We start from the raw sequence: 16,722 nt of genomic DNA on the forward strand, positions 1-16,722 counted from the left end.
AACGGCAACGGTTCACGGCGATGCGATGCCGGTTGCCAGATTCCCCCGGAACCTGCCAGCGCCCCCGCGTTCTTCATGAAAGAAGACCCGAGGCACCTGGCATGACGACGAACACGACAGCCCTGAAATCCCTGATCGGTGAGCTTGATCGCAACCTGCGCCTCTGTGACGGGGTGATCGCAGGTGCGCACTGGCGCCTGGTCGAGGATATCTCGGCCCGCCGCGCCCGGGCCGCCGCCACCCTGCGTGCGGTGCTGCGCTGGTACGGCGAAACCATGCCGCCCCGGCGCACCCGGCCCGACGCCGACGGCGCGACGGTCGGCGACCTCGTCGCCGCCGACGCCGACCTGATCCGCGCCTACAACCGCGCCTGCGCGGTGGCCGATGCCGATGCGCCCGAGGCCCGCCTGGTCGAGGAACAGCGCCGCATCGCCCTGCGCGACCGCGAACGCCTGCGCGAACAGATGGCGCCGGTCAGCAGCACGGCCTCGGCCGGTGCCGCCGCCAGCGTAGCGCGCTGAGGCGCATCACCGGATTTTCGTCGAGTTGCCCTGATTGCGCGCCATTCTCGCCGCCTCCTGCGTGTCTGCTGGGTCGCGCACGGATCGACGAGGCCCCGATGGACACGCCCCACCCGACCCCAGACACCGCCCGCCAGGCGGACCGGCACCGCCGGCTGTTCGAGCTGCTGACCCAGTCGCGGCGCCAGGTGCCACGCCCGCAAAGGGACCTCGCCCCCTCGGCCGCGATCGAGGCCTTTGCCGCGATGGCACGCGCCTCGCTCGACCCCGATCCCCGGCGCCCGCGCGGCTGACGGCGACGGTTCAGCCCCGGAACCCGGTCGCCACCACGAATTTCTCGGAACTGTCCGACCGCGACGACGGCGGCTTCATGTTCGTCACCTTGGTGAACTTCTGCTTGAGCAGCTTCTGCAGCTCGCCCTCGGCCCCGCCCGCCAGCACCTTGGCGACAAAAGTGCCGCCCTCGTCCAGCACGTCGAAGGCCAGGTAGGCCGCCGCCTCGCAGAGCGCGATGATCCGCAGGTGGTCGGTCTGCTTGTGCCCCGAGGACGCCGCCGCCATGTCGCTCATCACGACATCGGCCTTGCCCCCCAGCCATTCCTTCACCTGCTCGTCCGCATCGTCCGCCATGAAGTCGAGCTGGTGGATCTCGGCCCCCGGAATCGGGTCGACCTCCTGCAGGTCGACGCCGATGATCCGGCCGACGGCCTTGCCGCTCTTCTCGCCAAGCGCGTTGATCCGGGGCACCGCCACCTGGATCCAGCCGCCGGGCGCGCAGCCCAGGTCGACCACCCGCGCCCCGGGCACGAGGAACCGGAACTTGTCGTCCAGTTCCATGATCTTGAAGGCCGCGCGGCCGCGATAGCCCTCGGCCTTGGCGCGCTGCACGTAGGGGTCGTTCAACTGGCGCTGCAGCCAGCGGGTCGAGGACAGCTTGCGCCCGCGCGCCGTCTTGACCTTGACCGTCAGGTCGCGCTGACCGCGCCCCGAGGTGTTCTTTCCGCTGGGTTTCTTCGCCACGTCCGGCACTCCTTTGTCAGGCCCGCTTTTCGCTCAAACAGCGCCGCGCGGCAAGCCCGCCGGGGCGTCCCGGACACCGCCACCACCTGCATTCCGCCCGAAACCCGGGCAACCGGCCCGGCACGGCGCCTGCCGCAGCGTCGGCAAATGGCCATGAATGGTCAGGCCATTGCCGCAACTTTGCCATCGGGATATTCGTTACTACATCCTTGTGGAAGAGCCCGGCTTTGCACGGGCCGGTTGCGCAACGCGCGAAGATGTCAGGGGGATACATGGCCGCCTCGAAGGAACTGGGCAAGGACGACACGCCGCGCCGCCCGCGCAGCGAAGAGCTGTCCGAAGTGGCCGACTACCTGAATTCCGACGACTGGCAGTCGCGCGTCGCCCGCGCCCGCATCCAGCGCGAGCGTGTGCTGGCCGAACGCGCCCGCCAGTCCGACAAGGCCGCGCCCGCCGCCCCCGAGGGCGAAGAACCGCCTGCCACGCTGGCCGACGGCGCCTTCATGCGCCGCGCCGAAGAGGCGCGCCTGGCCCGCCGCTCTGCCACCTCGGGCGTCGATCCCGCACCCGAAACGCCTGCCGCGCCCGCCGCGGCCCCGACAGACGACACCGCAGCGGTTCGCGTCGCCGCCGCCTCCCAGATCCAGATGGTCGAAAGCCCGCCGCGCCGCCGCCGTGGCCGCCGCACCGGCACGATGGTCCTGCTGGTGCTCGGCGCCACGCTCGGCGCCGTCGTTGCCTACCTTGCCATCCTGCTGCTGGCCCCGCGGCCGGTCGCCGACTCGATGCCCGCCCCGGCCCCGGTCGAAAGCGGCGCACTGGCGCCTGCCCCGGCACCGGCCAGCGTCGATCACGCCGTCCTGCCCGCCCCGGCCCTCACCGACGAAGCCGCGCCGGCGATGCCCGTCCTCGCCGCCCAGGCCGCGCCCGCGGCCATCGCAGCCGGCGTCCCGTCGCTGGATCGCGCCACGGATGGTGACACGCCCTGGACGCGCCTGACCCAGGTCGCCGCCCTGCCCGAGCCGCCGGTCATCATCGTCCCGCCCGTCACCTCGCTGCGCCCGCCCGTCGCGCTGCCCCTCCGCGACACCGAGGCCGGAGACAGCCCGGTCACGACCATCCCGGGGGCCGAACGCATCGCGCTGAACGTGCACGCCACCAACCCCGAAGCCGTCGCCGCCGCCGCCGACACGCTGCAGGCGGCCGGGTTTGACCAAACCAGCACGCGCCTGCGCGGCTTCTCGCCCGAGGTGGCGCGCGTGGTCTACTACCACCCCTCCGACGCCACCGCCGCCATCGCGCTGGCCGATCTGCAGAATGCCGAGGTCGCGCTGATGGCGGGCCTCACCACCGCGCCGGGTCGGGTCGACCTCTATCTTCCGGAATAGGCCACCGCCTCGACCGCGCCGCCGATCTCGATCAGCAGGGTGCCGGGGGCCAGCCCCGCATCCGGGCGATAGCTGACCGCGCCCGGGTCCAGCCCCGGCAGGTATCCCGCCACCTCCTGCGCCAGCAACGCGTCGGTCTCGAACCCATAGGCCAGCCGGATGCCCGGCGCCGCCCGGTCCGCCGACCAGTCCATCCGCACCGCCACCCCGCCACGCCCGAGGTCGCCCGCAAAGGGGTCGAGCGCCTGCGCCAGCCCCTCGGCACCCGAACTGACCAGGAAATGCGCCGCCCCGCGCGGGGTGACCGGCAAATCCGTCGCGCCCACGCCCTGCCACGGCCCCGCCGCGTAGCGCCCCGCCGCGCGGTCGATCCGCAACACCCGCCATGCCATGCCGTCCCCGCGTTCGGGCAGCACCATGGCCGATCCCTCTGCCGTGCGGGTCCGCATGTCGACCGGCATCGCCGCCGCCAGTCTTGCCACCTGCACCGCCAACTCGCTGCCCTCGGGCCCCGGCGCGGCGTTCCAGACCAGTTCCACCTCGCCGGTCTGCGCCACCGGGAACGCGCCCAGGGGCTGCGGCGCGGTCAGCTCCGCCGGCGGATCGACGGTCAGCGCCGCGAGTTGCTGGCGCGCCGCGTCCAGTGTCTCTCCGGCCAGCACCAGCCAGTAGGCCGCGATCTCGGCATTGCGGGGCACGCCGTCGCCGGTGGCATAGAGCAGGCCGAGGTTGTACTGCGCCCGCGCCTGCCCCCGCACCGCCGCCCGCGCATACCAGAGCGCCGCCGCCGCCCGGTTCGCATCTGTCCCGATCCCGGCGTCGAGCATCACCGCGACGTTGAAGGCCGCCGCGGGCACACCCGCCTCGGCCGCCTGTCCGTAGAACCGGAAGGCCCGCGCCCGGTCGAGCGGCACGCCGAGCCCCAGGTCGTAGAGCGTGCCGAGGTTCAGTGCCGCCTGCGCGTCGCCATCCGCCGCCTCCTCGGACCAGAGCGTGGCGGCCGCGGCGTAATCACCCGCGTCAAAGGCCGCCTGCCCGTCGTCAAAGGCCCATACGGGACCGTTCAGCGCCGCCAGCAGCAGCGCCGCGCCCGCCACCCGGGCACGCCAGTGCTCAGCGCCACGTGATCGTGACGCTGCGGTTCTCGGCATTCTCGACGCCGTTCTCCGTCGGCACCACCAGTTCACTGTTCCCCCGCCCCAGGACCTGCAGCCGCTCCACCGGGATCCCCCGGTCGACCAGCCCATCCGCCACAGCTTGCGCGCGTCTGACGGAAAGGTCGAGGTTTTTGGCAGCGGATCCAACGGTATCGGCACTTCCGGACAGGATCATGACGATCGGGCTGCCTTCGCGAAACAGCCGCGCCGCCTGGTCGAGCGAAGCGGTCTGGTCCTCCTTCAGCCGCGCGGTGCCGCTGTCGAAATAGACCTTGAGGCCCTCTTCGGTGGCGGTCTCCTGGGCCAGGACGGGGCCGGTGGCAAGCGCGAGGGCAAGCCCCGCGGCAAGGAGCTTGGGAAATGCGGTCATGAAATCACCTCTCGATATGTCTTCAAGGGCGAAACGCCCTTGAAGACATACGTTCGGGACCGGATGCCGGTTTCACGACCACCGCCCATTGCATCCCTGACGGGAACAATCGGCGGTCAATTCAGGCTAAACGGGAAACAATCGGTGTATGGACGGCCGCCGCTCAGAACGGCCCGTCCTCCAGCACCCCCGCCGCGCTCATCTGGGCATAGAGCAGCCCCTCGCGCAGCCCGCGATCCGCCACCGACAGGCGGTCGGTCGGCCAGCAGCGCAGCATCGCCTGCAGGATCGCCGCGCCCGACATGATCAGCGCCTGCCGGTCCTGCCCGATCCGCGGATCCTTGCGACGGCCCTCGGGCCCCAGCTCGAGGTACTGCCGGATCACCCGGTCGATCTGGTCGCTGGTCATCCGCAGCCCGTCGACCTTGGTCCGGTCATAGCGCTTCAGCCCCAGGTGCGACGCCGCGACGGTGGTGACCGTGCCGCTGGTGCCGACGATCTGGAACCCCTCGCGGGTCTGTTCGTCCTTGTAGGGGGCAAACTCCGCCAGGCTCTCTTCGAAGAACCACGACATCAGCGCGAACCGCGCGCTGTCGTCCTCGACGTCCCGGAACTGGTCGCGCAGCGTCGCCACGCCAAGCGGCACGCTGATCCAGTCGACCACCTTGGCGGCCGGGAACGGGCTTTCCTGCGGATGGAACCCGGCGTGCAGCCGCATGATCGCGCGCGGCCGCTCCAGCGCGGGTACGGTCGACAGGTCGATCCAAACCAGCTCGGTTCGAACCGCCGCCGATATCCACCACCAGCAGCTGCTCGGTCCGGGTCGAGACCAGCGGCGCGCAAGAGACGACGGCCAGCCGGGCCTCCTCCTCGGGCTGGATGATGTCGAGCCGCAGGCCCGTCTCACGCTCGACCTGGCGCAGGAACTGCTTGCCGTTGGTCGCCCGGCGGCAGGCCTCGGTCGCCACCAGCCGCTTGTGCCGGACGCCGTGGCGCTCCAGCTTCTGGCGGCAGACGCGGATCGCCTGCAGCGCGCGGGCCATCGACCCCCGGCTCAGCCGACCCGACCGTTCCAGGCCGGATCCAAGCTGCACGGACTTGGAAAAGCTGTCGACCACGTGGAATTGGCTGCCCTTGGGCTGCGCAATCAACATGCGACACGCATTGGTGCCAAGATCCAGAGCCGCGTAAAGCTCCGAGGGATCTGGCGGTGTGAGTGCGGGGCTCTCGACCGGTTTCGGGAATGCGCCCGCACCTTCGGGACGCTTGGGCGCCATAACTCACGCCCTCCATACTGAGTTGCCTTGAAGTTAGCGCCGGACAATCGTTTGCGCAAGGTTCCTGAAAACGACAGTTTGTGCATCCGCGGCCCCCCGCCCGCGCGGCACCGCACCCTCGGCGGGGACGGGCCGATCCGCCCACGATTCGCCTCCGGCCCTGCCGCCACGGCCCCCGGATTCACCGCAACGTCGCTCTTACGACGCGCCATGTCGAAAACGACCCAAAGCGACACCGACTTCCGAAGTATTCAGGGCCCAACGAAACGCGAGGTGCGCACATGCCCGACATCACGGTTGTCTACTGGCGGGATATCCCGGCGCAGGTGATCGTGGGCAAGGGGCGGAGGGGCACCAAGGTGCAGCTGTCCGAACGCTTCGAACAGGCCATCGACCGCGCCGCGATGAAATCGGGCGCGGCCGGGACCGATGCCTACCTGGCCGAATGGCGCAAGGTGGCCGAAGGCTCGGGCGACGGCACCGACGAAGAGGTCGCCACCAGCACCGCCGCGCGGCTCGAAGAGACATACGACCAGGACCGGCTCAAGGCCCTGATCGGCAACGATGGTTGGGCATAGCGCCCGCAGGGTCAGGGAGGCCTGGATGGCACTGTTGAACTTCATGCGCCGGGACACCGCCGCCCCCGTCACCGGCGGCCTCGACGACCTGCTCGCCGGCTACTCGATCGAGGTGATGCCGCGCACCGCCGAGAAGGTCGAGGATTTCCGCGACATCCTGCCCCGCGGCACCCGGGTCTACATCGCCCATATCGACGGGACCGAGATCGACGACATGGTCGCCACCGCCGCCAAGATCGCGGGCGAAGGCTTTGACGTCATGCCGCACTTCCCGGCCCGCTCGATCCCCGACGCCGCCACGCTGGCTGACTGGATCGCCCGCTACCAGGGCGAGGCCGGGGTCACCCAGGCGCTCCTCCTCGGCGGCGGCATCGCAACCCCGCGGGGCGATTTCGACAACTCCATGCAGCTGATCGAGACCGGCCTTTTCGACAAGGCGGGCTTCACCCGGCTGCACGTCGCCGGCCACCCCGAGGGCAACCGTGACATCGACCCCGACGGCTCCGACCACATGGTGATGCAGGCGCTGCGCTGGAAACAGGCGTTCTCGGAACGCACCGACGCGCGGATGGCGATGGCCACCCAGTTCGCCTTCGAGGCGCAGCCGATCATCGACTGGGCCGACCGCCTGCAGGCCGAGGGCATCACCCTGCCCGTCCACGTCGGCGTCGCCGGTCCCGCCAAGCTGCAGACCCTGATCAAGTTCGCCGTCGCCTGCGGCGTCGGTCCCTCGCTCAAGGTGCTCCAGAAGCGCGCGATGGACGTGACCAAGCTGGTGCTGCCCTACACCCCGGCCGAGGTGCTGGCCGATCTCGCCGGTCACCGGGCCGCGCGACCGGACAGCCTGATCGAGCAGGTCCATGTCTTCCCGCTCGGCGGCATCAAGACCGCCGCCCAGTGGGTGACCGAGAACACCGGCGCCGCCGGCCTGCCCGCCCGCCGCGCCGCCAACGGCTGACACCGACATTTGCACCGACGCAATACCGACGTGATACCGACGTGATACCGACGTGGTAAACACGCCGCCCCAACCACAGGGATGCCCATGACCCGCACCGTGCTGGAAAGCAAATCCAAGACCGTCGTGATCGGCTTTGACGAACCCTTCTGCGTCATCGGCGAACGGATCAACCCCACCGGCCGGAAGAAGCTGGCGGCCGAGCTTGAGATGGGCGATTTCTCGACCGTCGAGAGGGACGCCATCGAACAGGTCGCCTGCGGCGCGATGGTGCTCGACGTGAACTCCGGCGCGGTCTTCACCAACAAGATGGCCGAAGACCCGCGCTACGCCGACAACAACTTTGTCGAGCCGACCTTGATGCCGCAACTTATCAAGTGCGTTCAAGAGCTTGTGGACGTTCCCTTGTGCATCGACAGCTCGGTCCCCGGCGCGCTCGAAGCGGGGCTCGAGTCGGCCGAGGGCCGTCCGCTCTTGAACTCCGTCACCGGCGAGGAAGAGCGCCTGGAACTCGTGCTGCCGCTGGTCAAGAAATACAACGTCCCCGTGGTGGCGATCTCGAACGATGACACAGGCATTTCCGAGGACCCCGAGGTGCGGTTCGCCGTTGCGAAAAAGATCGTCGAACGCGCCGCCGATTTCGGCATCCCGGCGCATGACATCGTGGTCGATCCGCTGGTCATGCCGGTCGGCGCCATGGCCTCGGCCGGGCAGCAAGTCTTTGCCCTGGTGCGCAGATTGCGCGACGAACTGGGCGTTAACACAACTTGCGGCGCGTCCAACGTATCCTTCGGCCTGCCCAACCGTCACGGCGTGAACGCGGCCTTCCTGCCGATGGCGATCGGCGCCGGCATGACCTCGGCGATCATGAACCCGGTCCGCCAGGTCGAGATGGAGGCGATCAAGGCCGCCAACCTGCTGATGAACCACGACCCGAACGGCGGCAACTGGATCGGCTTTTCCCGCGTCATCGACGCGGTCAACGAAGGCGCCACCTTTGCCGAGGCGTCGAAGGCCGCGCAAGAGGCCGGCGCGGGCCGCGGCGGTCGGCGTCGCCGCCGCGCCTGATCTTCGCGCACCACATCAGGTGGCGCCCGCAAGCATAAGAAAAGGCGGCATTTTCATGCCACCTTTCCGCATCTGGTTGTCGCGCGGGCCTCAGCCCATTTCGACCGTGTAGCTTTCGATCACCGTGTTGGCGAGCAGCTTCTCGCACATCTCGGTCACGGTCGCCTCGTCGGTGCCCTCGGCCAGGTCCAGCTCGATCACCTTGCCCTGCCGGACGCCGTTCACGCCCTCGAACCCCAGCGATCCGAGCGCATGGCGCACCGCCTCGCCCTGCGGGTCGAGCACCCCGTTCTTCAGCATCACATGCACACGTGCCTTCATGGCCTGCCCCTTCAATTGATCAGCGTCGGCTTGGTGACGTTGGTCTGCGCCTTGGGCATCACGCCAAGCCGCCGCGCCACCTCGGTATAGGCGTCGGTCAGCGAGCCGAGGTCACGGCGAAACACGTCCTTGTCCAGTTTCTGGCCGGTCTCGACATCCCACAGCCGGCAGCTGTCGGGCGAGATTTCGTCAGCCACCACAAGGCGTTGGAAGTCGCCTTCGTAGACTCGGCCGATCTCGATCTTGAAATCGACCAGCCGGATCCCGACGGCCATCATCACGCCCGACAGGAAATCATTCACCCTCAGCGCCAGCGCCAGGATGTCGTCCATGTCCTGCTGGCTGGCCCAGTTGAAGGCGGCAATGTGCTCCTCGGTGACCATCGGATCGCCGAGCGCGTCGTCCTTGTAGTAATATTCCACGATGGGGCGCGGCAGCGGCAGCCCCTCTTCCAGCCCCAGCCGCTTCGACAGCGACCCGGCGGCATAGTTGCGGACCACCACCTCGAGCGGGATGATCTCGCAGGCGCGGACCAGCTGTTCGCGCATGTTCAGGCGGCGGATGAAATGGGTCGGCACGCCGATCCCGTTCAGCCCGTTCATGAAGAACTCGCTCAGACGGTTGTTGAGGACACCCTTGCCCTCGATCACGTCCTTCTTCTGCGCGTTGAACGCGGTCGCGTCATCCTTGAAGTACTGGACGATCGTGCCCGGTTCCGGGCCTTCATAGAGAATCTTCGCCTTGCCTTCGTAGATCTTCTTGCGCCGTGCCATGAGCTCTCCGCGTCTCCGGCGGGCCGAGTCCCACCTTCCGCGTTCTCATATGTCACAAGCGGGTTTGCCGCAAGCGATGGCGGGGATTTACGGGGGGTTTGAGGCTTGCGCGATTCCCCAAGCTGGCGTCTTATCAAGGGCAGGCAATGACGGAAGAGGAGCCGCCATGACCACTTTCGATGACCGCGAACGCGCCTTCGAGAACAAGTTCGCCCACGACGAAGAGATGAAGTTCCGCGCCGAGGCGCTGCGCAACAAGCTGCTGGCGCTCTGGGCTGCCGACCTGCTGGGCAAGACCGGCGACGATGCGCTCGCCTATGCGGGCGACGTGACCCGCGTGGCCGTCGGCAAGGCCGGCGATGACGACATCGTGCACAAGGTCTCGACCGACCTGGGCGACCAGTCGAGCGATGCCGAGGTCCGCCAGAAGCTGGACGACATGCTGCTGGTCGCCAAGGGCAAGATCCTCGAAGAATTCTGACCTTTCAACGTCTTGGCGCCGGTTTCGGCCGGCGCCGCCGGGGCTGCCCAACCCTCGGCACGGTGCCACCGCGCTCTCACCTTTGAAATGCCTTGACGGCGCCCGAAAGCATTAAGACCCCGGTAACCCGGCTGCGGCTACCTGCTCTCCCGAGGTGAGCAGAGGACCCGACATGCCGCAATTCCAAATTCGCACCGCAAGCGCGCAGCAGGCCATCCGCCTGGCCGGACCGATCGGGCTCGGGGCGGTCTGCCTCTGGGCGCTCGGTCTCCGGCTCGGAGACCTCGAGGCCGGGTCGGTCCTGGCCGTCCTGCGCGGGGTGACGCCGATGCAATGGCTGGCCGCGCTGGCCGCCACCGCGGTCAGTTTCTGGGCGGTCGGCCGGTACGACGCGGTGATCCACCGCAGCCTCGACACCGGCATCGGCACGCGCGAGGCGGTGCGCACCGGCGCCGCCGCCATCGCCCTGTCGCAGGTGCTGGGCCTTGGCGTCGTGACCGGCGCGCTGGCCCGCTGGCGGATGCTGCCCGGCGTCTCGGCGCTGCAGGCGGCGCGGGTCTCGGTCACCGTGGCGCTGTCGTTCATGGCGGGCTGGGCCGTGGTGGCCGCGGCCGTGGACCTGGTCCTGCCGCTCGACGTGCTGCCGGGCGGCCTGGCCCTGCTGGTGCTGGCGGGCGGGCTGGGGGTCGTGGCGCTGGCCCTCCTGCGCCCACGCCTGACGGTCCTGGGGCGCAGCCTGTCCTTGCCCAGCCTGCCGGCGATCGGGGCCATCGTGGCGCTCACCGCGCTCGACACCGTGGCGGCGGGGCTGGCGCTGCATTCGCTGCTGCCGGCCGGGGCCGCGCCGGGCATCGCGCTGCTGATCCCCGCCTACCTCTTCGCGCTCGGGGCGGCGCTCCTGACCGGCACGCCCGGCGGGGTCGGGCCGTTCGAACTGGCGCTGCTGACGCTCCTGCCGATGGTCCCCGAGGCCGAGCTGATCGGCGCGATCCTTGCCTTCCGGCTGGTCTACTACGCCCTGCCCGCCTGCCTTGCCGTGCTGGTCCTGGCCCGCCCCGTCCGGTCGCAGGACCGCGCCGCGCGGCGCGGCCACGTCGCGCCGGTGCCGCCCGCCGCCATCGCCCGCGCCGCCCGCGCGGAACTGGGCGTGGCCCGGCAGAACGGCGCGCAGGGCCTTGTCACGCAGGGGGCCGAGGCCGCGCTGGTCGAGACCCCGCAGACCCTCACCCTGCTGTTCGCCCCCGCGCGCGGCCCGATCTCTGCGCTGCTGCCCGCGCTCGGCCAGTCGGCGGCGCATCGCAACCGCGTGGCCTGCGCCTACAAGCTCTCGGCCCGCGATGCCTGCGCCGCCCGCGCGCTTGGCTGGCACGTGGTGCGGGTGGCCGATGACGCGGTCCTCGACCCGGGGGGGTTCAGCACCGACGGCCCGGCCTTCCGCCAGCTGCGGCGCAAGCTGCGGCAGGCGGAAAAGACCGGCATCACCTGCCGCCACGCGCCGATCCAGCCTTTTGCCGCGATGGCCCGGCTCGACGCGCACTGGCGTGCGGAACACGGGGCGGCGCGCGGGCTGACGATGGGCGTCTTCACCACCGCCTACCTGCGCGAACAGCGGGTCTATGTCGCCGAACAGGACGGTGCGGTGCTGGCCTTCGTGTCGTTCCACGCGGGTCCGCGGGAATGGACGCTGGACCTGATGCGCCATGGCGACGACCTGCCCGACGGCGTGATGCAGACGCTGATCCTGCGCGCGATCGAGGATGCCGGGGCTCACGGGTTGAACCGGTTCAACCTGGCCGCCATGCCCGCCGCGCCACGGCGCGAGGCGCCCCTGCCCGCGCGCCTCAGGGCCGAGATCACGGCCCGGACCGGCGGTGCGGGGCTGACCCGGTTCAAGATGGCCTTTGGCCCGCGCCGCGCGCCGCTCTATGCCGCCGCCCCCTCGCGCGCCGCTCTGATGCTGGCGCTGGCGGACCTCGCACTCAGCGTGCACCGGCCGCCGGAACCCGCCCCCGCCCGGGCCGGAAGCATTGCGTTCGCGCCGCCGACGTGAGAAATCTCGGCCAACGCATTTGCCGAGGGAGCGCCCCGATGACCGACCTTCTGAGCCGCCTGCTGACCGACCGCGACTGGCTGATGGCAGACGGGGCCACCGGCACGAACCTGTTCAACATGGGCCTCGGCGCGGGCGACGCGCCCGAGCTGTGGAACGTCGACGCGCCCGAGAAGATCCGCACGCTCTACGGCTATGCCGTCGACGCGGGCAGCGACATCTTCCTGACCAACACCTTCGGCGGCAACGCCGCGCGGCTCAAGCTGCACGACGCGCAATCCCGCGTGCGCGAGCTGAACCGCGTCGGTGCCGAACTGGGCCGCGAGATTGCCGACAAGGCCGGCCGCCCGGTTGTCGTCGCGGGCTCGGTCGGCCCGACCGGGGAAATCATGGCCCCGATGGGATCGCTGACCCACGCCACCGCGGTCGAGATCTTTCACGAGCAGGCCGAGGGGCTGAAGGAGGGCGGGGCCGACGTGCTCTGGCTGGAAACCATTTCCGCCCCCGAGGAATACAAGGCCGCCGCCGAGGCCTTCGCGCTGGCCGGCATGCCCTGGTGCGGCACGATGAGCTTTGACACCGCGGGCCGCACGATGATGGGCGTGACCTCGTCCGACATGGTCTCGATGGTGGAAAAGCTGCCGAACCCGCCGCTGGCCTATGGCGCGAACTGCGGCGTCGGCGCGTCGGACCTGCTGCGCACCGTTCTGGGCTTTGCCGCGCAGGGTGTCGAGCGGCCGATCATCTCGAAGGGCAACGCCGGGATCCCGAAATACGTGGATGGCCACATCCACTATGACGGCACGCCCGAGCTGATGGCCGATTACGCCGTGATGGCCCGCGACTGCGGCGCGACGATCATCGGCGGCTGCTGCGGCACCATGCCGAAGCACCTCGAGAAGATGCACGAGGCGCTGAGCAACCGCCCGCGCGGCCCGCGCCCGACCCTGGACGAGATCGCCGAGAAGCTCGGCGGCTTCTCCTCGGCCAGCGACGGCACCGGAGAGGACGCGGGCGCCGCCCGCCGCCGCACCCGCCGCCGGGCCTGAGCCTTGCAATGCCTTTCCCCGCCGGGGGGAAGGCCCTGCCGCGGTCTACTTCGACGCGCCGTCGTACATCTGGGGCGACAGCGCCCGCGCGTCGACACCGTCAAGGCAGTTGGCATTCACCGCCGCCATCTTCGTGCCATCCGGCATCTGCCCATAGGCAAAGCTCTCGATCCCGCAGGTCCGGCAGAACAGGTGGCGGATCGTCTCGGTGTTGAAGAGGTACTCGCTCACCGCTTCTTCGCCCTTCTGCAGCCGGAACCCGTCGAGCGGCGTGAAGGCCAGCACCGATCCCAGCCGCCTGCACCGCGAACAGTTGCAGGCCACGCTGTGGTCGAGGTCGACATCCGCCTCGAAGGCGACCGCGCCGCATTGGCAGCTTCCCGAATATGTCTGCTTGGCCATCGGCCTTCCTCCATCAGTCAAAAAGGTTCATCTGCGACCCGCGCGGCACCGGCGGGCGAAAGAGGTCGCGCCGGAGCGGCGGCAATTGCCGGTCGAGGCCAAGCGCCCGCGCCGCCCGCGTGAACCGCTTCGCGATCATCTCGGCGTAATGCCCCTCGCCCCGCATCCGCTTGCCCCACTGGGCGTCGTACTCCTTGCCGCCGTGCATCTCGCGCACCCTTGCCATCACGCGGTCGGCGCGGTCGGGGTAATGTTCCTCGAGCCAGTCGCGGAAGAGCGGCGCGACCTCCAGCGGAAGGCGCAGCATGATCCAGCTGGCCGCCTCGGCCCCGGCCTGCGCCCCGGCCTCCAGCAGGCCCTCCAGCTCGTGATCCGTCAGCCCCGGCACCACCGGAGAGGTCATCACCCGGACCGACACGCCCGCGTCCGAGAGCGCCCGGATAACCTCGAGCCGCTTGGCGGGCGCCGGGGCGCGCGGCTCCATCCGACGTGACAGCACCGGGTCGAGCGTGGTGAGCGAGATGCCGACCCGCACCAGCCCATCCCGCGCCATGTCCGACAGGATGTCGAGGTCGCGCAGGATCAGCGTGCCCTTGGTCACGATCCCCACCGGATGCCGCGCCTCGCGCAGCACCTCGAGAAGGGCACGGGTGATCCCGTGCCGCTTTTCGATCGGTTGGTAGGGATCGGTGTTCGTCCCCATCGAGATCGGCGCAACCTCGTAGCGTTTCGCCGCCAGTTCACGTTCCAGCAGGCGCGGAGCCTCGGGCCGGGCGATCAGCCGGGTTTCGAAATCCAGCCCCGCCGACAGCCCGAGCCAGGCATGGGTCGGCCGGGCAAAGCAGTAGATGCAACCGTGTTCGCAACCGCGATAGGCGTTGATCGAGCGGTCGAAGGGCAGATCGGGCGACCGATTGTAGGTGATCACCTTGCGCGGCCGTTCAACCGACACCTCGGTGCGCAGGACCGGCAAATCCTCCTCGATTTCCCACCCGTCGTGAGTGACCACCCGTTCCTGCCGCTCGAACCGGCCGGTGCGGTTGCTGCCCGCCCCGCGCCCGCGCCGCTGCCCCTCCTCCAGCCGATGCGCGGACAGCGCCACGCCGAGGTCGGCAGGGCCGGATGCGGAACCGTGAGGGGGGCGCGTGGTCGGTGCCATGACCTGACAATAGAACATTACGTGAACATTGCCAATGCCCGGCCTACGGGATTGAGGGATTTTCAACACGCTGCGCATAGCAATCGCGCGAGAGGTCGGAACAAACGCGCCCGATGTCGCAATTCGGCCAGTGCGATACAGACAATTGCCCGATGGGTGGATGACAATGGCACCGGGTCCTTGCGCCCGGCAAGACAAGGGTCAGCCTCATGTCCGACGAAGAAGACGACATCATCCTTTCCGAACTCGACGACGACGAGCTCGTCCAGCAGATGTTCGACGACCTCTACGACGGTCTCAAGGAAGAGATCGAGGAAGGCGTGAACATCCTGCTGGAACGCGGATGGGCGCCTTACCGCATCCTGACCGAGGCGCTGGTCGGCGGCATGACCATCGTCGGCAACGACTTCCGCGACGGGATCCTCTTTGTCCCCGAGGTGCTGCTGGCCGCCAACGCGATGAAGGGCGGCATGGCCATCCTCAAGCCGCTGCTGATCGAGACCGGCGCGCCCCGGATGGGCAAGATGGTGATCGGCACGGTCAAGGGCGACATCCACGACATCGGCAAGAACCTCGTCGGCATGATGATGGAAGGCGCGGGTTTCGAGGTGATCGACCTCGGTATCAACAACGCGGTCGAGAAATACCTCGACGCGCTGGCGACCGAACAGCCCGACATCCTCGGCATGTCGGCCCTGCTGACCACCACGATGCCCTACATGAAGGTCGTGATCGACACGATGAAGGAACAGGGCATCCGCGACGACTACATCGTCCTTGTCGGCGGCGCGCCGCTGAACGAGGAATTCGGCAAGGCCATCGGCGCCGACGCCTACTGCCGCGACGCCGCGGTGGCGGTCGAGACGGCGAAGCAGTTCGTCGCCCGCAAGCACAACCAGGGCGTCGCCGGCTGAGCCTGCGACCGGACCGGCATGCGAAACGGCCCGGCATCGCTGTCGGGCCGCTTGCTTGTTTCGGGGCGGTCAGGCGTCCTGCGGGGCCATGAGGACCATGCCCGCCGCCTCGGCCGCGGCGACCACGGCGGCGACATCTGGCGGACCCTCCATCGGGCGCGGCACCCGCGTTTCGGCAGGAACCGGTTCGCCGATGGCGGTAAAGAACGCCTCGTGCATCCGGCCTGGCGCGTTCAGGATCAGCACCCGCCCGGCGCTGTCGCCGACGGCGGAAAAGGCATGCACCGCCCCGTCGGGGATGCGGATATGATCGCCGGGCCCGGCCCGGGTCGCCTGCCCGTCGATCATGAACTCGAAGGCGCCATCGAGGACGTGAAAAGCCTCGGTCTCACCGGCATGGTGGTTCGGCGGCGCACCGCATCCGGGCGGCACGACGGCCTCGACCAGGCAGTACTTGCCCTCGACGTCGTCGGGAAAGGCGTGGAAAGTCATGAGGATGCCAAGCACCTCATAGGTTCTGTGTCGGTCGGTCATCTGAATGTCCTTGTCACGAGGGCTGTGGGGTATATGGTACTATTGTCTAATAATGAGACACTAATCTCATAAACGGAATCCGCGATGCGGGCAAGCAAAACCGACTCTCCCACCGAACGCCGGGCGCAGAAGGCCCGCACGCGCGAGGCGCTGCTGGCCGGTGCCCGCGACCTCGTGGCCCGGGGCGAACCCGTCACCGTAGCCGCCGCCGCGCAGCAGGCCGGCATCTCGCGTGCGACGGCCTACCGCTACTTTTCCGACCCCGCGGTCCTGACCGCCGAGGCGGGACTGGCGATCGAGGTCAAGAGTTACGCGGCGGTGATCGGCGGGGCGGCGACCCCGCGGGCCCGGGTCGTGGCGGTGTCGCTCTACATGCTGGACCTCGCGCTTGAGCACGAGGCCGGGTTCCGTCAGTTCCTGGCCCGCAACCTCGACGCCTGGCTGGCCGAAGGCGGCACGCGGTCGCTGCGGGGCGCACGCCGGGTGCCGATGTTCGAGGCCGCGCTCGAGAATGAGCGCGCGCGCCTTGGTGCCGCGCGGTTCCGCACCCTGGTCAACGCGCTAACGGCCGCCACCGGGAGCGAGGCGATGATCGCCCTGCTCGACATCGCGGGCGCCGATCACGACGCGGCCCGGCACGCGGTGGCCGAGATCGCCGAGGCGCTCTGCGACCGCTACGGGCTGGCCACGCCCTGAGCGCAC

Annotated in this window: 19 protein-coding genes and 1 pseudogene; 11 read left to right on the forward strand and 9 right to left on the reverse strand. The window is 69.4% G+C overall.

Translation table 11 applies throughout. The annotated features are described in order from the left end of the window. Positions 1-101: 101 nt before the first annotated feature. Both ACE2AC_RS04365 and ACE2AC_RS04370 read left to right on the forward strand, forming a co-directional pair. Positions 102-521 (forward strand): hypothetical protein, encoded by a 420-nt coding sequence (locus ACE2AC_RS04365; protein WP_375690901.1) that lies wholly within the window; start codon positions 102-104, stop codon positions 519-521. 98 nt (positions 522-619) lie between these two features. Further along, complete coding sequence (locus ACE2AC_RS04370; protein WP_375690902.1) at positions 620-814, forward strand: hypothetical protein; 195 nt, start codon at positions 620-622, stop codon at positions 812-814. A 10-nt stretch (positions 815-824) separates the two neighbouring features. On the opposite strand, the gene ACE2AC_RS04375 is transcribed toward ACE2AC_RS04370, so the two are convergent. Then, positions 825-1,541 (reverse strand): RlmE family RNA methyltransferase, encoded by a 717-nt coding sequence (locus ACE2AC_RS04375; protein ID WP_375690903.1) that lies wholly within the window; start codon positions 1,539-1,541, stop codon positions 825-827. 272 nt (positions 1,542-1,813) lie between these two features. Here ACE2AC_RS04375 and ACE2AC_RS04380 point away from each other — a divergent pair, with 272 nt between their 5' ends. Next, the gene (locus ACE2AC_RS04380) at positions 1,814-2,929 is read left to right on the forward strand and encodes a hypothetical protein (protein WP_375690904.1); all 1,116 of its coding nucleotides are present in this window, start codon (positions 1,814-1,816) and stop codon (positions 2,927-2,929) included. On the opposite strand, the gene ACE2AC_RS04385 is transcribed toward ACE2AC_RS04380, so the two are convergent. The 3 genes and pseudogenes from ACE2AC_RS04385 to ACE2AC_RS04395 all read right to left on the reverse strand — a co-directional run bounded on the left by ACE2AC_RS04385 (position 2,914) and on the right by ACE2AC_RS04395 (position 5,733). After that, positions 2,914-4,080, reverse strand: coding sequence for a tetratricopeptide repeat protein (locus ACE2AC_RS04385; RefSeq protein ID WP_375690905.1), 1,167 nt, complete (start codon positions 4,078-4,080; stop codon positions 2,914-2,916). The genes ACE2AC_RS04380 and ACE2AC_RS04385 overlap by 16 nt on opposite strands. After that, positions 4,043-4,456, reverse strand: coding sequence for an OmpA family protein (locus ACE2AC_RS04390; RefSeq protein WP_375690906.1), 414 nt, complete (start codon positions 4,454-4,456; stop codon positions 4,043-4,045). Before ACE2AC_RS04390 ends, ACE2AC_RS04385 begins: the two co-directional genes overlap by 38 nt. 163 nt (positions 4,457-4,619) lie before the next feature. Then, a pseudogene (locus tag ACE2AC_RS04395) lies at positions 4,620-5,733 on the reverse strand (Ppx/GppA phosphatase family protein). Positions 5,734-6,014: 281 nt separating this feature from the next. On the opposite strand from ACE2AC_RS04395, the gene ACE2AC_RS04400 reads away from it, so the two are divergent. From ACE2AC_RS04400 to ACE2AC_RS04410, 3 genes are all read left to right on the forward strand, one after another. Further along, on the forward strand, positions 6,015-6,311 hold the full coding sequence (locus tag ACE2AC_RS04400) for a virulence factor (RefSeq protein ID WP_375690907.1): 297 nt from the start codon (positions 6,015-6,017) through the stop codon (positions 6,309-6,311). Positions 6,312-6,336: 25 nt separating this feature from the next. Beyond that, positions 6,337-7,269 carry a methylenetetrahydrofolate reductase gene (locus ACE2AC_RS04405; RefSeq protein WP_375690908.1) on the forward strand — a complete coding sequence of 311 codons (933 nt, stop codon included), beginning with the start codon at positions 6,337-6,339 and terminating at the stop codon, positions 7,267-7,269. 87 nt (positions 7,270-7,356) lie between these two features. Then, a complete protein-coding gene (locus ACE2AC_RS04410; RefSeq protein ID WP_375690909.1) occupies positions 7,357-8,337 on the forward strand; it encodes a methyltetrahydrofolate cobalamin methyltransferase in 981 nt (326 codons plus the stop codon). A 90-nt stretch (positions 8,338-8,427) separates the two neighbouring features. On the opposite strand, the gene purS is transcribed toward ACE2AC_RS04410, so the two are convergent. Both purS and purC read right to left on the reverse strand, forming a co-directional pair. Then, positions 8,428-8,658: a phosphoribosylformylglycinamidine synthase subunit PurS gene (purS, locus tag ACE2AC_RS04415; protein WP_375690910.1), complete on the reverse strand. Its 231-nt coding sequence runs from the start codon at positions 8,656-8,658 to the stop codon at positions 8,428-8,430. An 11-nt stretch (positions 8,659-8,669) separates the two neighbouring features. Next, a complete protein-coding gene (purC, locus tag ACE2AC_RS04420) occupies positions 8,670-9,431 on the reverse strand; it encodes a phosphoribosylaminoimidazolesuccinocarboxamide synthase (protein WP_375690911.1) in 762 nt (253 codons plus the stop codon). 166 nt (positions 9,432-9,597) lie between these two features. On the opposite strand from purC, the gene ACE2AC_RS04425 reads away from it, so the two are divergent. From ACE2AC_RS04425 to bmt, 3 genes are all read left to right on the forward strand, one after another. Next, entirely contained in the window at positions 9,598-9,912 is a 315-nt protein-coding gene (locus ACE2AC_RS04425) for a DUF1476 domain-containing protein (RefSeq protein WP_375690912.1), read from the forward strand. Positions 9,913-10,084: 172 nt separating this feature from the next. After that, positions 10,085-11,962 carry a phosphatidylglycerol lysyltransferase domain-containing protein gene (locus ACE2AC_RS04430; RefSeq protein WP_375690913.1) on the forward strand — a complete coding sequence of 626 codons (1,878 nt, stop codon included), beginning with the start codon at positions 10,085-10,087 and terminating at the stop codon, positions 11,960-11,962. A gap of 38 nt (positions 11,963-12,000) precedes the next feature. Continuing rightward, positions 12,001-13,011, forward strand: coding sequence for a betaine--homocysteine S-methyltransferase (bmt, locus tag ACE2AC_RS04435; protein WP_375690914.1), 1,011 nt, complete (start codon positions 12,001-12,003; stop codon positions 13,009-13,011). A 45-nt stretch (positions 13,012-13,056) separates the two neighbouring features. Here the strand turns inward: bmt and ACE2AC_RS04440 are convergent, their stop codons facing one another. Next, positions 13,057-13,413 carry a GFA family protein gene (locus tag ACE2AC_RS04440; protein ID WP_375690915.1) on the reverse strand — a complete coding sequence of 119 codons (357 nt, stop codon included), beginning with the start codon at positions 13,411-13,413 and terminating at the stop codon, positions 13,057-13,059. 13 nt (positions 13,414-13,426) lie between these two features. Continuing rightward, positions 13,427-14,572, reverse strand: coding sequence for a PA0069 family radical SAM protein (locus ACE2AC_RS04445; protein WP_375690916.1), 1,146 nt, complete (start codon positions 14,570-14,572; stop codon positions 13,427-13,429). A gap of 209 nt (positions 14,573-14,781) precedes the next feature. On the opposite strand from ACE2AC_RS04445, the gene ACE2AC_RS04450 reads away from it, so the two are divergent. Continuing rightward, positions 14,782-15,486: a corrinoid protein gene (locus ACE2AC_RS04450; RefSeq protein ID WP_375690917.1), complete on the forward strand. Its 705-nt coding sequence runs from the start codon at positions 14,782-14,784 to the stop codon at positions 15,484-15,486. Positions 15,487-15,555: 69 nt separating this feature from the next. Here ACE2AC_RS04450 and ACE2AC_RS04455 read toward each other — a convergent pair whose 3' ends face one another. Then, positions 15,556-16,020, reverse strand: a complete 465-nt coding sequence (locus tag ACE2AC_RS04455; RefSeq protein ID WP_375690918.1) for a cupin domain-containing protein — start codon at positions 16,018-16,020, stop codon at positions 15,556-15,558. Positions 16,021-16,104: 84 nt separating this feature from the next. Here ACE2AC_RS04455 and ACE2AC_RS04460 point away from each other — a divergent pair, with 84 nt between their 5' ends. Next, on the forward strand, positions 16,105-16,716 hold the full coding sequence (locus tag ACE2AC_RS04460) for a hypothetical protein (protein WP_375690919.1): 612 nt from the start codon (positions 16,105-16,107) through the stop codon (positions 16,714-16,716). Positions 16,717-16,722 lie beyond the last annotated feature (6 nt).

It is taken from the genome of Pseudooceanicola sp. LIPI14-2-Ac024 (assembly GCF_042188925.1).
In the GTDB taxonomy this organism is placed as follows: domain Bacteria; phylum Pseudomonadota; class Alphaproteobacteria; order Rhodobacterales; family Rhodobacteraceae; genus Pseudooceanicola.

Excerpts from the sequence above, each read along its gene's own strand:
- ACE2AC_RS04365 (WP_375690901.1), top strand. The coding sequence starts at position 102 with ATGACGACGAACACGACAGCCCTGAAATCCCTGATCGGTGAGCTTGAT.
- ACE2AC_RS04370 (WP_375690902.1), top strand. The coding sequence starts at position 620 with ATGGACACGCCCCACCCGACCCCAGACACCGCCCGCCAGGCGGACCGG.
- ACE2AC_RS04380 (WP_375690904.1), top strand. The coding sequence starts at position 1,814 with ATGGCCGCCTCGAAGGAACTGGGCAAGGACGACACGCCGCGCCGCCCG.
- ACE2AC_RS04385 (WP_375690905.1), bottom strand. The coding sequence starts at position 4,080 with ATGCCGAGAACCGCAGCGTCACGATCACGTGGCGCTGAGCACTGGCGT.
- ACE2AC_RS04390 (WP_375690906.1), bottom strand. The coding sequence starts at position 4,456 with ATGACCGCATTTCCCAAGCTCCTTGCCGCGGGGCTTGCCCTCGCGCTT.
- ACE2AC_RS04400 (WP_375690907.1), top strand. The coding sequence starts at position 6,015 with ATGCCCGACATCACGGTTGTCTACTGGCGGGATATCCCGGCGCAGGTG.
- ACE2AC_RS04405 (WP_375690908.1), top strand. The coding sequence starts at position 6,337 with ATGGCACTGTTGAACTTCATGCGCCGGGACACCGCCGCCCCCGTCACC.
- ACE2AC_RS04410 (WP_375690909.1), top strand. The coding sequence starts at position 7,357 with ATGACCCGCACCGTGCTGGAAAGCAAATCCAAGACCGTCGTGATCGGC.
- purS (WP_375690910.1), bottom strand. The coding sequence starts at position 8,658 with ATGAAGGCACGTGTGCATGTGATGCTGAAGAACGGGGTGCTCGACCCG.
- purC (WP_375690911.1), bottom strand. The coding sequence starts at position 9,431 with ATGGCACGGCGCAAGAAGATCTACGAAGGCAAGGCGAAGATTCTCTAT.
- ACE2AC_RS04425 (WP_375690912.1), top strand. The coding sequence starts at position 9,598 with ATGACCACTTTCGATGACCGCGAACGCGCCTTCGAGAACAAGTTCGCC.
- ACE2AC_RS04430 (WP_375690913.1), top strand. The coding sequence starts at position 10,085 with ATGCCGCAATTCCAAATTCGCACCGCAAGCGCGCAGCAGGCCATCCGC.
- bmt (WP_375690914.1), top strand. The coding sequence starts at position 12,001 with ATGACCGACCTTCTGAGCCGCCTGCTGACCGACCGCGACTGGCTGATG.
- ACE2AC_RS04440 (WP_375690915.1), bottom strand. The coding sequence starts at position 13,413 with ATGGCCAAGCAGACATATTCGGGAAGCTGCCAATGCGGCGCGGTCGCC.
- ACE2AC_RS04445 (WP_375690916.1), bottom strand. The coding sequence starts at position 14,572 with ATGGCACCGACCACGCGCCCCCCTCACGGTTCCGCATCCGGCCCTGCC.
- ACE2AC_RS04450 (WP_375690917.1), top strand. The coding sequence starts at position 14,782 with ATGTCCGACGAAGAAGACGACATCATCCTTTCCGAACTCGACGACGAC.
- ACE2AC_RS04455 (WP_375690918.1), bottom strand. The coding sequence starts at position 16,020 with ATGACCGACCGACACAGAACCTATGAGGTGCTTGGCATCCTCATGACT.
- ACE2AC_RS04460 (WP_375690919.1), top strand. The coding sequence starts at position 16,105 with ATGCGGGCAAGCAAAACCGACTCTCCCACCGAACGCCGGGCGCAGAAG.